Source organism: Halomonas denitrificans (assembly GCA_019800895.1).
Lineage (GTDB): Bacteria > Pseudomonadota > Gammaproteobacteria > Xanthomonadales > Wenzhouxiangellaceae.
In genome coordinates this window covers 152,532-170,321 of the sequence record JAHVKF010000003.1, presented here as the reverse complement: position 1 = coordinate 170,321, position 17,790 = coordinate 152,532, and the positions used below count along the sequence as shown (strand labels likewise).

Here is a 17,790-nt window from a genome sequence, read left to right as displayed (position 1 = left end):
CCGGAGAACCTGAGCCCCGTGGCCCGCAAGAAGGCGTCGAAGAAGAAACGCAGCCGCCGCGCCGCGCCGCGCGGCCGAAGCTCCGCCACCGGGAACCGGCGCCGCTGGCCGTGGCGGGTCGCGCTGTTCCTGCTCGGTGTCGCGATCGGCCTGTTCGGTCCGTGGATCGTCTACCTCGACCGCGAGGCCGCCACCCGCTTTGCCGAGCGCCAGTGGACCCAGGCCAGCCGGCTCTACGCGCGCCCACTGGAACTGCACGTCGGCCGACCGATCTCCGCCGCCGACCTCGAACTCGAGCTGAACGCGGCCGGCCTGGTCGAGAGCGAGCCGCTGCTGCCCGGCCGCTGGCGCGAGCGCGACGGCCGCTACACGATCGCGCTGCCCGAGGCCCGCTTCGCCGACGGCCTTCAGCCCGCGACCACGCTGGGCGTCACCCTGCGCGATGGCCGCATCCGATCGCTGGAGTCGATCGACGACACGGGCCGACGCGACCTCGCCCTGGCCCGCCTGCCCCCGGCCGAGCTCGGCAGCCTGCTGCCGCTGGACGAGCGCGACCGCACGCTGATCCCGATCGCCGAGTTCCCCACGCTGCTGGTCGCCGGCATCCAGGCCGTCGAGGATCGCCAGTTCGGCCGGCACCACGGCGTCGATCCGAAGGCGATCGTCCGCGCCGCGTTGCGCAACCTGATGTCGCGCGACGTGGTCCAGGGCGGCAGCACGATCACCCAGCAACTGGTCAAGAACCTGTTCCTGTCCAGCGAGCAGACCCTGCTCCGGAAATTCAACGAGGCGGTCATGGCGATCAGCCTCGAGGCGCGCTTCAGCAAGGCCGAGATCCTCGAGGCCTACCTGAACGACGTGTACCTCGGCCAGAACGGCAACCAGGCCATCCACGGCTTCGGCCGGGCCGCCGAGCACTATTTCGGGTTGCCGGTGCAGTCCCTGTCCACCGACCAGATCGCGCTCCTCGCCGGCATGGTCCGCGGCGCGTCCTGGTACCACCCCGCGCGCAACCCGGAGCGCGCCCGGAACCGGCGCGACCTGGTCCTGCAGGTCTTCCACGACACCGGCCTGATCGATGGCGCCGAGCTGGAGCGGGCGCGGGTGCGTGAACTCGGCGCCGACGTGCGCGACCTGGCCCCGCGCCGCGCCCATCCGGCGTTCATCGACCTGGTGCGGCGCCAGCTCCGCGCCGATTACCGCGAATCCGACCTGCGCGTCCAGGGCCTGCGCATCTTCACCACGCTGAGCCCCTCGGCCCAGCATCACGCCGAGCGCGCGCTGGCCGAGGGCCTGCCCGCGGTGGAAGCCGAGGCCGGATCGCTGCAGGGCGCGATCGTGCTGGCACAGCCCGACTCCGGCGAGGTCCGCGCCCTGGTCGGCGACCGCAACTACCGTCGGCCGGGCTTCAACCGTGCCCTGGACGCGCGGCGGCCGGTCGGTTCGATCCTGAAGCCCTTCGTCTATCTCCTGGCCCTCGCGCAGCCGGACCGCTACACCCTGGTCACGCCGGTCGAGGACGCGCCGCTTTCCGTACCGCAGGCCGGCAAGCCCGACTGGACGCCGAGCAACTACGACGGCCTCAGCCACGGCACCGTGCCGCTGCTGACGGCGCTGGCCAACTCCTACAACCAGGCCACGGTCCGGGTGGGCCTGGAGATCGGTGTCGACCGGCTGTTCGGCCTGCTCGAGAACCTCGGCATCGAGCCCGGCGGGCAGCGCCACCCGTCGGCGCTGCTCGGCGCGGTGGACCTGACCCCGCTGCAGGTCACCCAGCTGTACCAGGCGCTGGCCGCAGGCGGCTATTCCACGCCGCTGCGCGCGATCACCGACGTGGTCGATCCCGGCGACGGCGCGGTCGGCCGCTACCCCGTTCGCCTGCGACCGATTCGCGAACGCGACGCGCTGGCGCTGCTGGACTTCGCGCTCGAAGAGGCGGTCGCGCGCGGCACCGGCCGGTCCCTGGCCGCGCGCCTGTCCGCCCCGGCGGCCCGGCGCGCGGTCGTCCGCGGCAAGACCGGCACCACCAACGACCGCCGCGACGCCTGGTTCGCCGGCTTCACCGAACGCTGGCTGGCCGTGGTCTGGGTCGGCCGCGACGACAACCGGCCCGCCGCCGTCAGCGGCGCAACCTCGGCGCTGCCCGTGTGGGCCCGCCTGTTCGACGCCCTGCCGCACCAGCCGACGCCGCGCCAGTGGCCGGACAGCCTGGAATGGTTCTGGATCGACTGGCCCAGCCCGCTGCTGGCCGACGAGGACTGCGAAAGCGCGCGCGCCGTGCCGTTCGTTTCCGGCTCGCAGCCCGACGCCTATTCGCGCTGCGTGCGGCGCGGGCTGCTGGATCGCTTCCGAAGAGATTGACCCGTTCGCTCGCAAGCTCACTCCCACAGCCAGGGCCCTCGCCCGCAAGCGAAGGGGCCCCCTGTGGGAGTGAGCTTGCGAGCGAAGAGGACTCTCCAGGAACGACTGCACCACCCTCATCCGGTATCCTTCAAGACATGACATCGACGCCCCGAATCCCCGTCCTGCGCCCCGCCCTCGCAGCCCTCGTCGTGCTGCTCCTCGCCGCCTGCGCGGCCACGCCCCCGGCGCCCGACGAGCGCCGCACGGTCGAGGACCGCGTGCGCGCGCCGGCGGTCGAGAACGACGACGCCGAACTGCAGGTCTACACGCTGCGCAACCCGGCCGTCGAATCGCTCGAGCGCCAGGCCAGGTCCGCCGAGGCCGAAGGCAACCTGAACCTCGCCGAGCAGCTGCTGGAACGCGCATTGCGAATCGATGGCCGCGACCCGGCCGCGCTGCAGTTCATGGCCGAGGTCCAGCTGCAGCAGGGCCGCGTAGACCAGGCCGGCAGCTACGCCCAGCGCGCCTGGGACGCCGGGCCGCAGGTCGGCGCGATCTGCCAGCGCACCCTCCGCACCCTGATCATCGTCCACGAACGGGCGTCTGACTGGGACCGGGCGCAGCGCGCCCGGGACCGGCTGTCGCAATGCCGGGTCGCGCCGCCGGAGCGCTTCTGATGCCCCGCCGCGGCGCTGCGGCGCCCCGGGTGCGGGTCTCCGGTCCGCGCTAGGCCGTCGCCATGCAAACCCTGGATCACGCCTTCGACCGGGACGGCGCGCTGGCAGAGTTGCTCGAGGACTTCCAGCCGCGGCCGGGCCAGGCGCGACTTGCCCGGCGAATCGCCGACTGCCTGGAGCACCGGCGCGACCTGGTCGCCGAGGCCGCCACCGGCACCGGCAAGACCCTGGCCTACCTGTTGCCGGCGCTGGCCCGCGGCGAGCGGGTGATCATCTCCACCGGCACGCTGAACCTGCAGGACCAGCTGTTCCAGCGCGACCTGCCGCTGGCCCTGCGCGCGACCGGGGCCGAACTCGACGTCGCACTGCTCAAGGGCCGCGCCAACTACCTGTGCCCGCAGCGCATGGACCGCGCCGACGACGGGCCCGTCGAGCTGGACCCGGACACCCGCGACGACCTCGACACGGTGCGGCGCTGGGCCCGCCGGACCGTTACCGGGGAGATCCGCGAGGTGTCCGGCATTCCCGAACGGGCCCGGATCTGGCCGCTGGTCACCTCCACGGTCGACAACTGCCTCGGCTCCGAGTGCCCGAGGCTGAACGACTGCTGGGTGCTGCGCGCCCGCCGCCAGGCCCAGGACGCCGACGTGGTCGTCGTCAACCATCACCTGCTGTTCGCCGATCTCTCCCTGAAGCAGACCGGCTTCGGCGAGGTGCTGCCCGGCGCCGACGCGATCATCGTCGACGAGGCGCACCAGGTGCCCGATGTCGCCACCCGGTTCTTTTCCCGCAGCGTTTCGGCGTGGCAGCTCCGCGAACTGGCCCGCGACACGCTCAAGGCCTGCGGCACTGCGGAGGGCACGCTGCACGTGCTGCGCGAACCGGTCGACGGCCTGGAGCGCGCCCTGCAGCACCTGGCCAGCGCCGCGCACCGGCTACCCGAACGCGGCGACTGGGGCCGCCTGCGGCCGCTGCTCGATGACCTGCACGGCCTGCAGCAGGCGCTGCATGCCCTGGCCGATGCGCTGGCGCCGCTGGAGGGCGGCTCGCGCGAACTGGCCAGCTGCCACGACCGGGCCCGGGCCCGGTCCGAGACGCTCGACCTGCTGCTCGCCGACGATGCCCCGGGCGTGCGCTGGTTCAGCTGCCGGCGCGGACGCCTGTCCCTGACCCTGACGCCGCTGGACATCGCCGAGGAGTTCCGCAAGCTGCGCTCGGAACGCACCGCGACCTGGATCATGACCTCGGCGACCCTGGCGGTGAACGGACGCTTCGACCATTTCACCCGCCGCCTCGGCCTCGACGACCCGGAGACCGAGGTCGTCGAAAGCCCCTTCGACTATGCCCGGCAGACCCGCCTCTGGCTTCCGGACGGCCTGCCTGAGCCGGGCGACCCGTCGCATACGGAAACGCTCCTCGAGCAGGTCCTGCCCTTGCTCGAAGCGAGCCGGGGCCGTGCGTTCCTCCTGTTCACCTCCCACCGGGCGCTGCAGCGCGCTGCGGCCTGGCTGCGCGCCAACAGCCGCTTCCAGCTGCTGGTCCAGGAAGACGCGCCGCGCGACGTGCTGCTCGAGGAGTTCCGTGCCGGACCCAATCGCCTGCTGCTGGGGGCGGCGAGCTTCTGGGAAGGGGTGGACGTGCGCGGCGAAGCGCTGCAGGTCGTGGTCATCGACAAGCTGCCGTTCGCCGCCCCCGACGACCCGGTGCTTTCGGCCACGATCCGCGCGGTGCGCGAGTCCGGCGGCAACCCGTTCGCCGAGCTCCAGGTTCCGAACGCGGTCCTGGCGCTGAAGCAGGGCGCGGGCCGATTGATCCGGCATGCCGCCGACCGCGGCGTGCTGGTGCTCGGCGATCCGCGCATCCTCGGCAAGTCCTACGGCCGCATGTTCATCAAGAGCCTGCCGCCGATGCCGCGCGTGCGCTCGCGCGACGAGGCCGTCGCCTTTCTCGAGGACTGGTCCGCATGAAGCGCCTGGCGATCGAGACCGCCTTCGAGACCTGTTCCGTGGCCCTCGACATCGACGGCGAGGTCCGCGCGCGTTCGCGGACCGAACCGCGCGCCCATGGCCGCCTGCTGCTGCCGTTCGTCGACGAACTGCTGGCCGAGGCCGGCATCGTGCTGGGCGAGCTCGACGCGCTGGTCGTCGACCGCGGACCGGGCAGCTTCACCAGCCTGCGGATCGGCCTGGGCGTGGCCCAGGGCCTGGCGATGGCCCACGACCTGCCGGTCCATCCGGTCTCCAGCCTCGCGATGATCGCTGCCGCCGGCCGCGACCCCGACGGCCCCGGTCCCGTACTTGCCGCGATGGACGCGCGCATGGGCGAGGTCTACGCCGCGATCTACCGCTTCGACGACGGCCGGGCCGAACTGCAGGGCCGCGAGGTCCTCTGCGCACCGGGTGACCTGCCCGACCCCGGAGGTCCCGCCCGGGGCGCCGGCAGCGCGTTCGAGGTGCACGGCGACCGCCTGCCGGCGTCGATCGTCGGCGAACTGGCCTCGATCCGCGCCGATGTCCGGCCCGACGCCGGTGTGCTGCTGCAGCTCGGTGCCCACGTCGAACCGGTCGCGGCCCACGAGCTCGTGCCGGTCTATCTCCGTGACCGGGTCACCCACTGAGCCATCCCTTCCCTGCATGGGCCGATGGCCGGACGCCGACGGTCCCCGGGAGCTCACAGTGAATACCGGATTCAGCGCCATATCGAGCGACAGCCCGTCCTTCCCGTCGTGACGCCGGGGCAGTAGAATGTCGAGTTCGTCACAGGCGGCCAAGGCGCGTCGGTCGAGCAGCATCGACCACCCGGCCGATCGCACCACGGGGCAACAAGGGGCTGCCTTCCATGAACAGCGCTGTCGAACCCATCGACCAGAAGCACGTGATCGGCCGGTCCTTCGGCAACGTCACGATCGTGCGCGAGCTGGGTCGCGGATCGATGGGTGCGGTGTTCATCGGCTTCCAGAAATCGCTGAAGCGCCAGGTCGCGGTCAAGCTGCTCCCGAAGGGCCCCCAGACCGCCGACTGGGGGGCACGCCAGTTCCAGGACGAGGCCGAGACCGTCGCGGTGCTCGCCCATCCGAACATCGTGCCCATCTTCGAAATGGGCGAGGACGACGACTACTACTTCCAGGTCATGCAGCTGGTCGACGGCGCCGACCTCGGCCGGATGATCCGTCACCGCCTGAAGCACCCGGTGCCGTCGAAGCGCCGCATGGCGCCGCAGACCGCGGTGGGCCTGGTCATGCAGGTGCTCGAAGGGCTGGGCTATGCGCACAAGCACGGCGTGGTCCACCAGGACATGAAGCCGGCCAACATCATGGTGGACCGCGCCGACCTGCGGCCGATGATCGTGGACTTCGGCATCGCGCGCACCGCCCGCACCGAGTACTGGGCCGAGGGCATGGTGGTCGGTTCGGCGCTGTACCTGTCGCCCGAGCAGGCGGCCGGGCGCGAAACCGACGCGCGCACGGACCTCTACGCCATGGGCGTGGTCCTGTTCGAGGCGCTGGCCGGCCAGCTGCCGGTGCGCCAGGAAGACGACACGGACCTCCTGATGCGCAAGATGGAGCGCCCGGACACGCTGTTCCTGACTCGACCTTCGGAAACCGCACCCGGCATCGACTCGGAGCTGGAACGCATCATCGTCAAGTCCACCGCCGCGCTGCGCGAGGACCGCTTCAGCAGCGCGGAGGCCATGCGAGCGGCCCTGCGCGACTGGCGCGTGCACCAGGGCATCGGGGCATGAGCGAAGAGCAGCCCGCCCTCGATCAGCGCCGCGCCGAGATTCTCGGCCGGCAGTTCAATGCCATGCTGATCAACGCCACCGCCTACGGCACCGAGCATCCGCAGATGCTGCGGGCCTGCACGACCTTCCGCGAGAACCTGGTCCCGGTGGCCGAAGCGCTCGGCGAAGTCACCCTGATGCTCGATCGAGGGGCGCTGTTCATCGAGGACTTCCGTGCCGACGAGAACTTCAGCGCCAACCGCATCCAGACGCTGTTCCGGGCCCTGGGCCTGCAGTCGTTGACTTTTTCACCGGCCCTGAGCGACGAGGAACTGGCCTCGGCGATGGAACACCTCGTCCGCGCCGATGAGTTGGGCGACGCCGATGCCTACAAGGCCGCGCTCGGCGAGGCCGACGTCACGTCGATCAAGGTCAACCACATCGTGCTCAAGCGGATGACTTCCGACGACGAGGTGATCGAGCGCGACGGTCTGGCCCAGCTGACGGACCTGGCCGAACAGGCCTCGGCCGAAGGCGCGTCGACGCGCGACGACCTGGCGACCGGCGACCTGCTCGCGCGCATCGAGCAGGTCTTCGCGATGCGCAACCTGATCGAGCCGCCCGAGGAGTCCGACGAGGACGCCGACGACGCCGCCACCGCCCAGCGCGTGGCCGCGCAGATCCGCGCGCTCGGCGACCAGGTCGGCGAAAGCCGCGGAAACCTGTCGCTGGACGTGGTGCTTGAAGCGGTCGAGACCATGAAGCGCGACCTGGCTGGCGCGCTGGAGGACCAGAAGGAAACCGCCCGCTTCCTCGCCGAGAACGGCGGCATCATCGACGAGGTCGACCAGCTCACCTACCGCACCGTCGTCGCGCTGGTCTGCGAGGAATACCAGGCCGGCCAGACCTCCCCCCGCCGGCTGGCCCAGATCATTCGCCGCCTGTTGCCGGATTCGCGCGACATCAAGCGCCTGCTGCCGCTGCTCAAGCAATCCCTGATGGACGACGGCATGCCGCTGGCCACGTGGCTGAAGTTCGTCAACGAACTGACCGCGGAGCTCAAGAGCGAGAACCTGGTCCAGGTGCTCGCCGAAGGCGCCGACGAGATCGGCATGGGCGTCGACGAGCTCCTGGCCGAGATCCAGCACCACCCGGGCGAGGCGGCGCGGTTGATCGTCCTGGCCGCCGAACTGCGCCGGTCCAGCGACGACGACGGCGACCGGCTCTCGAAGGTTCTCGCCGACCACATCGAACATGCCACGGTCGGCATGCTGCCCGACCCCGGCGGCCGCGTGACCCGCTTCAACCGCGAGTCGATCCGCAAGGTCCAGAGGGACCTGCTGGAAAAGGTCCGCTCGCAGGGCCTGGACGAGGAGACGACGCGGCGCGTCTCCGAAGCGCTCGACGGCCGCTTCGAGAATTTCGTCATCACCGCCCGCTCGAAGCACGTCTCGGACTTCCTGAAGACCTCCAGCGCCGATGCCAAGACCCTGGTCGGCGCGCTGGACGGCATGGTCGAGAACCGCGCCGACCTGGAGCGCATGGACGGATCGCTGCGCCGTGCGTTGAAGGACCGCGGCATGGAGGACGACGAAGTCCAGAGCGTGCTGGACCAGGCCGTGTCGCGGGTGCGCAAGCGCAACCGCATCGAGTTCATCCCCGGCGACGCGCTGGCGCCCATCGCCACCATGTACTTCCTGAACCGCGAAGTGCTCTCGGCGGTCCGCTACGGCACGCACTTTTCCGGGCTGATGCTGATGATCGCGCAGGTCTGCCACGAGGACGGCGACTGGCGGACGATCACCCCCGACGAGATCGAGGCGGTGATGCCGCGCATCCTCGACGCCCTGCCCCTGCACCTGCGCGACCTCGACCTGCTCGGCATGCTCGGCGACAAGTTCAGGAACGTGCCCCTGGTCCTGCTGCCGATGACCCCGCAGGAGGGGGCCTCGCACGTCCTCGAGCGCATCGTCGAGGGCCTGAACGACTCGGAGTTCCACCTCGAGGGCGAGACGGTGAAGCTCAAGGTCGTCGGCACCGCCATGCAGTTCGACCCCGAAGTCACCCCCGACGCCAAGCGCTACATCCAGCGCCTCCGCGGCACGCTTGCTTCGCACCTGGTCTCGGCGCTGCGCAATACCTGATCGCCCGGCCCGGGCGACCCGCCGCAGACCGTGGATTTTCCCCATTGCCTCGCAGTGACATCCTGCTGGAGGGGGCTTGCGCGCGAACGGTTCCTGCCTCGCCCCACCCTTCGCCCGCAAGCGGCCTCCCACAGGAAAACCGGCGCTCGGTGCTGCCAGCCTATTGGAGGGCGCTTGCGCGCGACCCGGGAGAGCCTCGGAGATTCGCGCACATTTCTTTCAGGTCGAGGCCGCGGCACCGTTCGGACTTCCAGCTATCGAATCCTGGCCTTGAGCCGAAGGAATGGCCGCTCGATCGCCAGGTGAAGGACGACGGCGTAGGCAAACGACAGGAACAGATAGAAGATCAGAAACAGGGGGACGAATCCGGCCGAGCCGCCAGCGAGCCCCTCCGCCCAGGCCACGCTTGCTTCGATTGTCGTGTAGTGGGTGAGATAGAGCGCATAGGAAAGCCGCGCTAGCACCCGGAGGCTGCGTGAGCCCATGAAGCGTAAGCCCCTGCCCTTGATGAACAGCGAGGCGAGAAGCGCGGCACCGCAGCAGACCGAGAAGGCCGGGATGGCCAGAAGGGTCATCCCCATGGTTCCGGGCTGCGCCCATTCCCGCGCACCGAGGATCACGATGGCCGCCCCGGCAGATGTTGCGAGAACGACTCCCGCACGATGTTCGATCACACGCTTGCACACTGCAATCCGGGAGAGTTCGAAGCAGATGACACCGACCATCAGCCCGTCGAGGCAGCCATGGAATGGAGCGCGTACCTGCCAGAAAAATTCCGGATAGTGGTCCGGTGACAACACCATCCAGTTCATCGCTCTCGCGGCGACCGACAGCATCATCAGGAAAGACAGAAACGCCAGACGCTTGCCGGCGTGATCCTGTCGCCAGACAATCGCGACGAGAAAAGGGGCAAGAAGATAGAACTTTTCCTCTGTCGCGAGCGACCAGAGGGGAACCAGTAGTTGCGTACCCAGATAGTCCTGAAGAAAGACCGCGTGGATGGCCAGTTCGACCAAGGGGCGGTCTACCTCGATCGAATAGCCTGGCAGCACACCCAGCATGCAGATCGCGATGATGGCGTAGTACAAGGGAAAGGTCCGCAGCACGCGTTTCTTCAAGTAGCTCGATGGAAAGCCGCCGGTCCAACCGCGATGCCGCTCGTGGCTCAAGGTTCTGGCGATCAGGAAGCCGCTCAGGACGAAGAACAGATCCACTCCCAACCAGCCGTTACGAAGCACGAGCCAGGCGACGCCTTGCACAGCCGCAAGTGAATCGGAATCGAAGTTTGCGAAAGGCAGCGTGGCATGCCGCGCGAGCACCAGAAGGATCGCGAATGCCCTGAGACCATCCAGCGCCGGATAGGCGCCCGGCTCCCCGATCAGGCGGGCACCGATCCAACGCAACCCCATCAGCCTTCCTGGCTTCCGATTCCCAATCTCTCTCGAATCGGTTTACGCCGAAGCTTCCAGATCAGCGAATCGACGATGTAGTGATGGAAGTTGATGGCCTGGTAGAACACGATCGTCAGCGGAATCGCGTATGAGCCCTGGAGGAGATCGATCACGCTGTCGACGGAGAAGTAGAACACCGTGGTGATCGTGAACAGCGCGAGGAAATACAGCCACCACCGACCGGGCTGGCTGAGGAAGGAAATCAGCCAGCCGCGACGGGAGACGCCGTCCTTGTAGCGCCGCTGGTTGAACAGGTAGACGAACAACAGGTACTGGGCGTTGTGCCAGATGTTGATGGCGAGCCAGCCGTGGTTGATCGACTCGGTGCCCGCGTAGGCGACCAGGAAGATCGCCAGGTGCGAGGCCACGAACGTCGGATAGGCCCAGCGGAACGCGCCCGATCGCAACTCCTTGCGCCAGCGCCACGCAAACACCAGTACCGCGCCGATGGACACGGACCACAGGAGCTGCAGCAGCAGGTCGTGGACCGGGAAGGTCCAGATCGGCATGTTCAGGAACAGCTTCGGCTGGCGGTCGATCATGGTCAGGAACGACGCCAGCGGCAGGCCGTAGAACCCGATGCGAAGAAAGGGATCCGCGCCGGCCCGGCCCATGCCGGCCCGGCCGAGGTAGGCCTTGGAAATGCCCTCGCTCTGGCGCAGGTAGTGCCACCACTGCCAGTAGAGGTAGGTGCTGGCCACGGCGACGATTCCTATCGTGTTGGCCATCAGCACCACGGCCCCGAGCACCAGCAGCGGCAGGACGAAGATCAGGAAGCGATGCTCGCGGACGGTCTGGAGGTCGGAGGCCAGCCGCGTGTAGGTCGCGATCACGTGGTGGTAGCCGAGCAACCAGAGGTCGAAGGCCAGGATCGGCCAGAACAGGTCGGGGTCGGCGTAGACCGCCGCCCAGGCCGCGAGTGCCAGGGTCAGCGTGCCGGCGATCAGGGTCGCATCGAAGGTCGGCCCCTTCAGGAGCCCGAGTCGATCCTGGATCGTGGTCGTGGTATTCGTCATCGGCCTGCCCCGGAAACAAGAAGGCCCCTGACGGGGTCAGGGGCCTTCGAGCGTACTACGATGCTACGCCGAAATTACGGAGCAGCGGCGTTGCGGCACTCGTTCGGGACCTGGTTGGCCTGGAAGCCAGCCTGCGTGCATTCCCACTCGATCGCGTCGGTGATCGCAGCCTGTTCCGGGGTCAGCGTGAACGTGCCACCCGGGCCTGCGGTCGACGTGATGGTGATGACGCCATTTCCACCCAGGGCCAGCGTGCAGAAGTCGGTAGCGCTCGGCGGGGTGTAGCCGGTGAAGTCACCTGCAGCGACCACGACGCCCTGCGACGAAGCCGACTCGGCGACGAAGGTCTTGGCGCCGCCGGCGATGCTGATGCACTCGGAGTTCTGAGCGCGGACCGTGTAGTCCTGGTAGGCCGGAATGGCGATGGCCATCAGGATGGCCAGAATGGCGATCACGATCATCAGTTCGATGAGGGTGAAACCGCCCTGGTTCTTCAGGTTGCGAATGTTGTTCATTGTGATGCTCCTGGTCGTAAAAGTTTCAAAGTTTCGGCGAATCCGGGAACACTGCAAGCTCCCTACGCACGGATGGTAATGCAGGTTTCGTGCCACGAGCAAGACGCCCTGATGCCCTAGAACGCTCGACTCGCGATGTGTGACCTTCGACCCAGATCGGCATCGAAACCACGTCCGCCATGCAACAGCCACTGACAAAAAACGTCAGCATGTGCCATCCATGGTCAGAAAAACCACCTGCCGGCCGTCGAGGCTGCAGATTTTTCCTCCCTGAACGTGATGCGCGTCACAACTTCGGCGCGAACCCGGCGTCGCGAAACCTTGACGCCACCCTTGTAATGCAATCCACGCGCCAGAAGGCAGGTGCACGGGCGGATTCCGGTCGGACGGTCGGATTTGCGCGACCAGCGGTTCGGCACACCGTGGGCCCGCATCGGGGCAGGTGACCAAATTGGTCCGCACCGGCGTCTTTTCGTCACACGGCCTGCGACTGCGAGCCCGCTGTCGTCCGCCGTTCCGCGTCCAGCAGCGCCTGCTTCCGCGCCAGGCCCCAGCGATAGCCGCCCGGCCCGCCGTCGGACCGCACCACCCGGTGGCACGGCACGACCACCGCCAGCGGATTGGCCCCGCAGGCCGAGGCCGCGGCCCGGTGAGCGCCCGGATGCCCCATGCGGTCGGCCAGCTCGGCGTAGGTGATCGTGCTGCCGGCCGGGATCTGCTGCAGCGCTTTCCACGCCCGCCGCTGGAACGCCGTGCCGTGGACGTCCAGCGGCAGGTCCGGACAGGATGCGGGACTCTCGATGAGCGCGACCACTCGCTCCAGCGTGTGCTGGAACGCCGGGCTGCCCGGTACGATCTCGGCGCGCGGAAAGCGCCGTGCGAGGTCGCCGCGGAGCGCCTGGTCGTCGTCGCCGAGCTGGACGGCACACAGCCCCCGGCCCGTGGCGGCGACCAGCACCCGGCCGAGGGCGCAGGCCGCGGTGCCGAACTCGATCCGCTCTCCGTGGCCGCCGGCGCGTGCGCGCGACGGCGTCATCCCCAGCCCTTCGCCGGCGGCCTGGTGAGCGCGACTGGTCGATCCGTAGCCGGCCGCATGCACGGCGTCGGTCACCGAGAGGCCGGCTTCCAGCGCGTCGACGAAGCGTGCCAGGCGCCGGGCGCGCAGGAACTCGCCCGGCGGCAGCCCCACCGACTGACGAAACGCGCGCTGGAAATGGCCGGTGCTCATGCCGACGGCCGCGGCCAGGTCGCTCACCCGGGCGTCGGGATCGTCGAGCGCCCGGCGGCAGGCAGCGAGGAGGCGGGGGTCGAGGGGGGCGGTCATGTCCGGGTTCCTTCGCTCGCAAGCTCACTCCCACAGGCGCTGGCAAGCTCATTCGCACAGGCGCAGGAATCGCGGGCGCCGCAGGGGGCAATGGGAGTGAGCTTGCGAGCGAAGCAGACGGTGGAGTGCATGCCTCCAATCTACTCCAGCCCGGGACCGACGACATTCCGATTCCTGACCCGATAAGCTTGCGGCTTCTTCCAGGAGCATCCGCCATGCATCCGAAGTCCATCCACCCGCTGGCCGAACGCATCCACGACGCCGCGCGCCGCGAGGTGCCGCTGGTGATGGGCATTCTCAACGTCACGCCCGACTCGTTCTCCGACGGCGGCCGGTTCCACGGCGTGGACGCCGCACTCGAACACGCGCGCCGGATGGTGGCCGACGGCGCCGACCTGCTCGATGTCGGCGGCGAATCGACCCGGCCGGGCGCCGAGCCGGTCGACGCCGACGAAGAACTCGAGCGCGTGGTGCCGGTGATCGAGGCGATCGCCGCCGAGCTCGATGTGCCGATGTCCATCGACACCATGAAGCCGGAGGTGATGCGCGGTGCGGTTGCGGCCGGCGCGGCGATGATCAACGACGTCAACGGCCTGCGAGCCGAAGGCGCGATCGAGGCGGCCGCCGAGCTCGGCGTGCCGGTCTGCGTGATGCACATGCAAGGCGAGCCGAGAACCATGCAGTCCGACCCGACCTACGAGGACGTGACCGAGGACCTGCTCGGTTTCTTCCGCGAGCGGATCCGCGCCTGCACCGATGCCGGCATCGACCCCGCCCACCTGGTCCTGGACCCGGGCTTCGGCTTCGGCAAGTCGCTGGACCACAACCTGCAGCTGCTGGCGGAGCTGGCCCGCTTCCGCACCCTGGGCCACCCCTTGCTGATCGGCATCTCGCGCAAGTCGATGCTGGGAAAGATTACCGGGAGAGAGGTCGCCGAGGACCGCGTCGCGGCTTCGGTGGCGGCAGCCGTGCTGGCGGCCGAGCGCGGCGGCAACATCCTGCGCGTCCACGACGTGGCCGAAACCGTCGATGCAGTGCGGGTGCTGGCCGCGATGCGAGAGCGGGGGGGCGCTCGGCCCTGAGATCGCTGGGCACCGGCCAATTGGAGGGCGCGTTCGCGCGAACTCTTCCGCCGGCCCCCTTCGCTCGCAAGCTCACTCCCACATGAATCACGGCTGTCGAACCCAGGCGCCTTTTCGAGGGCGCTCGCGTGCGAACCGGGCGGACGCTCGAATTCGACAGACGAGGGCCGCCTGTGGGAGGGCGCTTGCGAGCGAACGCCCCGGCGACCCGCTTCCTCTCCCGCCAGGAACACCCTAGAATCTGCGGACCCCCTTCCAGGACGCCTGCCATGCTGCGCTCGACCCTGCTCGCATTCCTCCTGATCTACGCGCTGCCGGCCCCGGCCCAGGATGCGACCGCCGTACCGGAATCGGCGGCGTCCGTCGAACCTTCGACGGCCGGTGAAAGCGCCGGAAATGCACCCCCCACCGGCCTCCTGCCCCGGCAGGAACGGATGCTGCGCAGCGGCCACGGCATGGGCCTGGCCCGCGCCGCCGAACTCAACGGCTACCCAGGACCGCGCCACGTTCTCCAGCAGGCCGATGCCCTGGACCTGACCGACGAGCAACGCGCAGCGACCTCGGCCCTGGTCGAGCGCGTGCGCAGCGACGCGGTCGCTCTGGGCCAGCGGATTCTCGACGCCGAGGCCGAACTGCACGCGATGTTCGCGACCGATACGTCCGAGGGACGCGGTGCGCCTTCTCCCGATGCGGTCGAAGCCCAGCTCGCCGAGATCGCCGAGCTGAGTGCCGAGCTGCGCGCGGTGCACCTGCTCGCCCACCTTGAACAGGCCGCGCTGCTGACCGAAGCCCAGAAGGCGGCCTACCGCCCGATGTACGGCGACGCCCGCGAGCGCCGACGGGGCCGCGGAGCGGGCAACCGGGACGGCGATTGATCGAATCGGGTTCGGCGCTGTCCGTGTAAGGGCGACCCTCGCCCCCAAACGTCTCGGGTCAATCTCATTCGCCTGCGAGGCAGGCTCCCACAGAGGCCGGCCAAAGGCGGGAGGAGTTCCTGTAGGAGCGGGCCTTGCCCGCGAACGTCTCGGGTCAATCGCGTTCGCCTGCAAGGCAGGCTCCCACAGAGGCCGGCCAAAGGCGGGAGGAGTTCCTGTAGGAGCGGGCCTCGCCCGCGAACGCCTCGGGTCAATCTCATTCGCCTGCGAGGCAGGCTCCTACAGACGAGGACAGGCGGGCGATTCCTGTTTCACCACCCCGCCATCCCGATCGATCAGGAGGACCGCCGTCAGCGATTTCCTACCTGCAATCGAGCCTATTTCCGATGACCTCAACGCCGCGCCGGCCTTAGACTGAACGGGTTGGCAAGAGCGGCCGTTCGACGGCCAATGAGGAGAGACGCATGCAATCGATCGAGGCAATCTTCGGGCTGGTCATGCTGCTGGCCGGCGCTACCATCTACCAGTGGGTCGACGAGGACGGCAACCGCCACTACTCGGATCGCAAACCGGACGTCGAGCAGTTCGTGGAAGTCGAACTGGACGAAGGCTCGATCTCCACCTACCGCGCGGTTCCGACCCCGGCTCCGGCGGAAAACGGCGAGGGCCCCGAGAACGCCGGGGCAGCCGGACCCGAGACGCCGGAGCGTGCCGCGCGATCGAACGCCGCCGCGCGGCGCGACGAGCTCGAGCGCTATTGCAACGACCTGCTCGAGGACCTGGACGCCGTCCAGGACCAGCTCCGCCGCGGCTACCGCGAACCGCGCGGCCAGCAGCTCCGCGACCGCCGCCGCGAGCTGCGGGCGGCGTATCGGCGGGAGTGTGTCTAGCGGGGATTCCAAGTGGCCGGCCCGCTTCAACCCGACTTCCACGAATGCTCGAATTCGGCAGGACAAAGCCACCTGTGGGAGTGAGCTCGCGAGCGAACCCGGTGGATGCTCGCAATCGGCAGATTAAAACCGCCTGTGGGAGTGAGCTTGCGAGCGAACCGGTCGGTCCAAGGAAGGAGCAGGACAGACCCACCTGTGGGAGTGAGCTCGCGAGCGAACCCGGTGGATGCTCGCATTCGGCAGATTAGAGCCGCCTGTGGGAGTGAGCTTGCGAGCGAACAGGGCTCGACGACATGCAATGACATCGATGAATCCTGAGAAGGCCAGAAGCGCCGACCCGGTGTTTCATAGCAGGAGACTGCGGACCGGTCGAACCTCCAGTCCTGGCGGCGTTTACCTGGTCACGATCGTCACTCGTCAGAGGACGACCGTTCTATCCAACCTTGCCGCCGGCCGAGCCGTTGTCGGGGCGCTGCGGTCTTGCAGGAACGATGCGGAAACGATCTGCTTCGTGGTGATGCCCGACCACCTTCATTGGCTTCTACAGCTTGGCCCGAGACTGTCGATTTCCCAAGTCGTCTCGAAAACCAAGTCGGCGGTTTCGAGGAACTTCCCTGTGCGGCTCAGGGGACGTTCGCCGATCTGGCAGAGAGGTTTCCACGATCGCCGACTTCGGCCCAGTGAGGACCTGCGATCGGTGGCCCGATACGTGATCGAGAATCCTGTTCGCGCAGGACTGGTCCAGTCGATCCGGGACTATCCTCATTGGGATGCAAGCTGGCTTTGACCTTCGCTCGCAAGCTCACTCCCACAGGAGTCACCCTGGTTCCGGTCGCCTGCGAGGCTGCCTCCCACAGGAGTGATGACCCTTGCCTGCAAGCAAGGGCCCACAGAGGTGATGGCTTTCGCTCGCAAGCTCACTCCCACAGGAGGTGCTTCCCGTCTCCGCGCCCTTACAGCCCCCACCAAGCCAGCACGTACGACTCCATCAGTTCCTCGCGGTGCGGTTCGACCATGTCGATGGTCTCCTGCGGGACGGTCTGGGTGAACTGTCCGGCGTTGCCGCTCTGGGCGATGGCGGCGACGGCGACGCCCTCGCCGAGCGCGCGGTAGACGCGGTCGCGGGTGTAGTTGTATTCCTCGATCGAGAATCGGTGCGTGTTCAGCGCTTCGACCTGGGCGCGCTTGCCGGCGATCAGCAGGTCGGCGAGGTCCGCGTAGGCGCCGACCATGTCGCCGATGCCGGCCTGGCCGCCGCGCTCGTCGATCTCGGCTTCGAGCTCCTCGTACTTGGTCTTCAGCTCGGTCAACCGGCCTTCGAGTTCACCCCGCATCTGGCGCTGGGCGGCCAGGAAGCGCTGGAAGCGCGCCTCGTCGAGCGTGCCGTCGCCGGGCGGGGCGAAGGACTCGCGATTCTCGATCGAATCGTTGAGCTCCTGGAATTCCTGGCCGAGTTCGGCCATGCCGCCGACGAACTCCATGCCGGGCTTGATGACCTTGACGTAGGTGACGATGCCGCCGGCCACGGCGACGAGGACGAACACGCCCAGGCATCCGATGAGTACTTTCTTCATGGTGATGCTTCCTCCCGTTGATGCCTACAAGGTACGGGAAACGGGGGCGGAACGGGACATCTTCGCTCGCGAGCTCGCGCCCACCAGAGCGATGGCCTTCGCTCGCAAGCTCACTCCCACAGGAGTGATGTCCTTCCCTCGCAAGCCACTCCCACAGGATTGATGACCCTTGCCCGCTA

15 protein-coding genes are annotated in these 17,790 nt (G+C 68.5%); 10 read left to right on the top strand and 5 right to left on the bottom strand.

Translation table 11 applies throughout. The features are described from left to right. Positions 1-18: 18 nt before the first annotated feature. From mrcB to KUV67_09340, 6 genes are all read left to right on the top strand, one after another. On the top strand, positions 19-2,361 hold the full coding sequence (mrcB, locus tag KUV67_09365) for a penicillin-binding protein 1B (protein ID MBY6205088.1): 2,343 nt from the start codon (positions 19-21) through the stop codon (positions 2,359-2,361). A gap of 191 nt (positions 2,362-2,552) precedes the next feature. Beyond that, entirely contained in the window at positions 2,553-3,020 is a 468-nt protein-coding gene (locus KUV67_09360; protein ID MBY6205087.1) for a tetratricopeptide repeat protein, read from the top strand. A gap of 62 nt (positions 3,021-3,082) precedes the next feature. Beyond that, positions 3,083-4,987 carry an ATP-dependent DNA helicase gene (locus KUV67_09355; protein ID MBY6205086.1) on the top strand — a complete coding sequence of 635 codons (1,905 nt, stop codon included), beginning with the start codon at positions 3,083-3,085 and terminating at the stop codon, positions 4,985-4,987. Continuing rightward, a complete protein-coding gene (gene tsaB, locus KUV67_09350; GenBank protein MBY6205085.1) occupies positions 4,984-5,637 on the top strand; it encodes a tRNA (adenosine(37)-N6)-threonylcarbamoyltransferase complex dimerization subunit type 1 TsaB in 654 nt (217 codons plus the stop codon). Before KUV67_09355 ends, tsaB begins: the two co-directional genes overlap by 4 nt. A gap of 221 nt (positions 5,638-5,858) precedes the next feature. Then, a complete protein-coding gene (locus tag KUV67_09345; GenBank protein ID MBY6205084.1) occupies positions 5,859-6,761 on the top strand; it encodes a serine/threonine protein kinase in 903 nt (300 codons plus the stop codon). After that, positions 6,758-8,884, top strand: coding sequence for a hypothetical protein (locus KUV67_09340; GenBank protein MBY6205083.1), 2,127 nt, complete (start codon positions 6,758-6,760; stop codon positions 8,882-8,884). The genes KUV67_09345 and KUV67_09340 overlap by 4 nt, the downstream gene beginning before the upstream one ends. Positions 8,885-9,138: 254 nt before the next feature. Here KUV67_09340 and KUV67_09335 read toward each other — a convergent pair whose 3' ends face one another. From KUV67_09335 to KUV67_09320, 4 genes are all read right to left on the bottom strand, one after another. After that, positions 9,139-10,293, bottom strand: a complete 1,155-nt coding sequence (locus KUV67_09335) for an acyltransferase (protein ID MBY6205082.1) — start codon at positions 10,291-10,293, stop codon at positions 9,139-9,141. Further along, positions 10,293-11,351, bottom strand: a complete 1,059-nt coding sequence (locus KUV67_09330) for a hypothetical protein (GenBank protein MBY6205081.1) — start codon at positions 11,349-11,351, stop codon at positions 10,293-10,295. The genes KUV67_09335 and KUV67_09330 overlap by 1 nt, the downstream gene beginning before the upstream one ends. A 74-nt stretch (positions 11,352-11,425) precedes the next feature. Then, positions 11,426-11,848, bottom strand: a complete 423-nt coding sequence (locus tag KUV67_09325; GenBank protein MBY6205080.1) for a pilin — start codon at positions 11,846-11,848, stop codon at positions 11,426-11,428. Positions 11,849-12,341: 493 nt separating this feature from the next. Continuing rightward, on the bottom strand, positions 12,342-13,190 hold the full coding sequence (locus KUV67_09320; GenBank protein ID MBY6205079.1) for a methylated-DNA--[protein]-cysteine S-methyltransferase: 849 nt from the start codon (positions 13,188-13,190) through the stop codon (positions 12,342-12,344). A gap of 287 nt (positions 13,191-13,477) precedes the next feature. Here KUV67_09320 and folP point away from each other — a divergent pair, with 287 nt between their 5' ends. From folP to KUV67_09300, 4 genes are all read left to right on the top strand, one after another. Next, positions 13,478-14,272, top strand: coding sequence for a dihydropteroate synthase (gene folP, locus KUV67_09315; GenBank protein ID MBY6205078.1), 795 nt, complete (start codon positions 13,478-13,480; stop codon positions 14,270-14,272). Between the two features lie 269 nt (positions 14,273-14,541). Continuing rightward, on the top strand, positions 14,542-15,147 hold the full coding sequence (locus KUV67_09310) for a hypothetical protein (GenBank protein MBY6205077.1): 606 nt from the start codon (positions 14,542-14,544) through the stop codon (positions 15,145-15,147). A gap of 464 nt (positions 15,148-15,611) precedes the next feature. Continuing rightward, complete coding sequence (locus KUV67_09305) at positions 15,612-16,037, top strand: DUF4124 domain-containing protein (GenBank protein ID MBY6205076.1); 426 nt, start codon at positions 15,612-15,614, stop codon at positions 16,035-16,037. A gap of 406 nt (positions 16,038-16,443) precedes the next feature. Next, a complete protein-coding gene (locus KUV67_09300) occupies positions 16,444-16,824 on the top strand; it encodes a transposase (GenBank protein ID MBY6205075.1) in 381 nt (126 codons plus the stop codon). A 166-nt stretch (positions 16,825-16,990) separates the two neighbouring features. On the opposite strand, the gene KUV67_09295 is transcribed toward KUV67_09300, so the two are convergent. Continuing rightward, entirely contained in the window at positions 16,991-17,611 is a 621-nt protein-coding gene (locus KUV67_09295; protein ID MBY6205074.1) for a hypothetical protein, read from the bottom strand. Positions 17,612-17,790 lie beyond the last annotated feature (179 nt).

Excerpts from the sequence above, each read along its gene's own strand:
- KUV67_09305 (MBY6205076.1), top strand. The coding sequence starts at position 15,612 with ATGCAATCGATCGAGGCAATCTTCGGGCTGGTCATGCTGCTGGCCGGC.
- KUV67_09355 (MBY6205086.1), top strand. The coding sequence starts at position 3,083 with ATGCAAACCCTGGATCACGCCTTCGACCGGGACGGCGCGCTGGCAGAG.
- folP (MBY6205078.1), top strand. The coding sequence starts at position 13,478 with ATGGGCATTCTCAACGTCACGCCCGACTCGTTCTCCGACGGCGGCCGG.
- KUV67_09340 (MBY6205083.1), top strand. The coding sequence starts at position 6,758 with ATGAGCGAAGAGCAGCCCGCCCTCGATCAGCGCCGCGCCGAGATTCTC.
- KUV67_09335 (MBY6205082.1), bottom strand. The coding sequence starts at position 10,293 with ATGGGGTTGCGTTGGATCGGTGCCCGCCTGATCGGGGAGCCGGGCGCC.
- KUV67_09310 (MBY6205077.1), top strand. The coding sequence starts at position 14,542 with ATGCTGCGCTCGACCCTGCTCGCATTCCTCCTGATCTACGCGCTGCCG.
- KUV67_09295 (MBY6205074.1), bottom strand. The coding sequence starts at position 17,611 with ATGAAGAAAGTACTCATCGGATGCCTGGGCGTGTTCGTCCTCGTCGCC.
- KUV67_09345 (MBY6205084.1), top strand. The coding sequence starts at position 5,859 with ATGAACAGCGCTGTCGAACCCATCGACCAGAAGCACGTGATCGGCCGG.
- KUV67_09330 (MBY6205081.1), bottom strand. The coding sequence starts at position 11,351 with ATGACGAATACCACGACCACGATCCAGGATCGACTCGGGCTCCTGAAG.
- KUV67_09320 (MBY6205079.1), bottom strand. The coding sequence starts at position 13,190 with ATGACCGCCCCCCTCGACCCCCGCCTCCTCGCTGCCTGCCGCCGGGCG.
- tsaB (MBY6205085.1), top strand. The coding sequence starts at position 4,984 with ATGAAGCGCCTGGCGATCGAGACCGCCTTCGAGACCTGTTCCGTGGCC.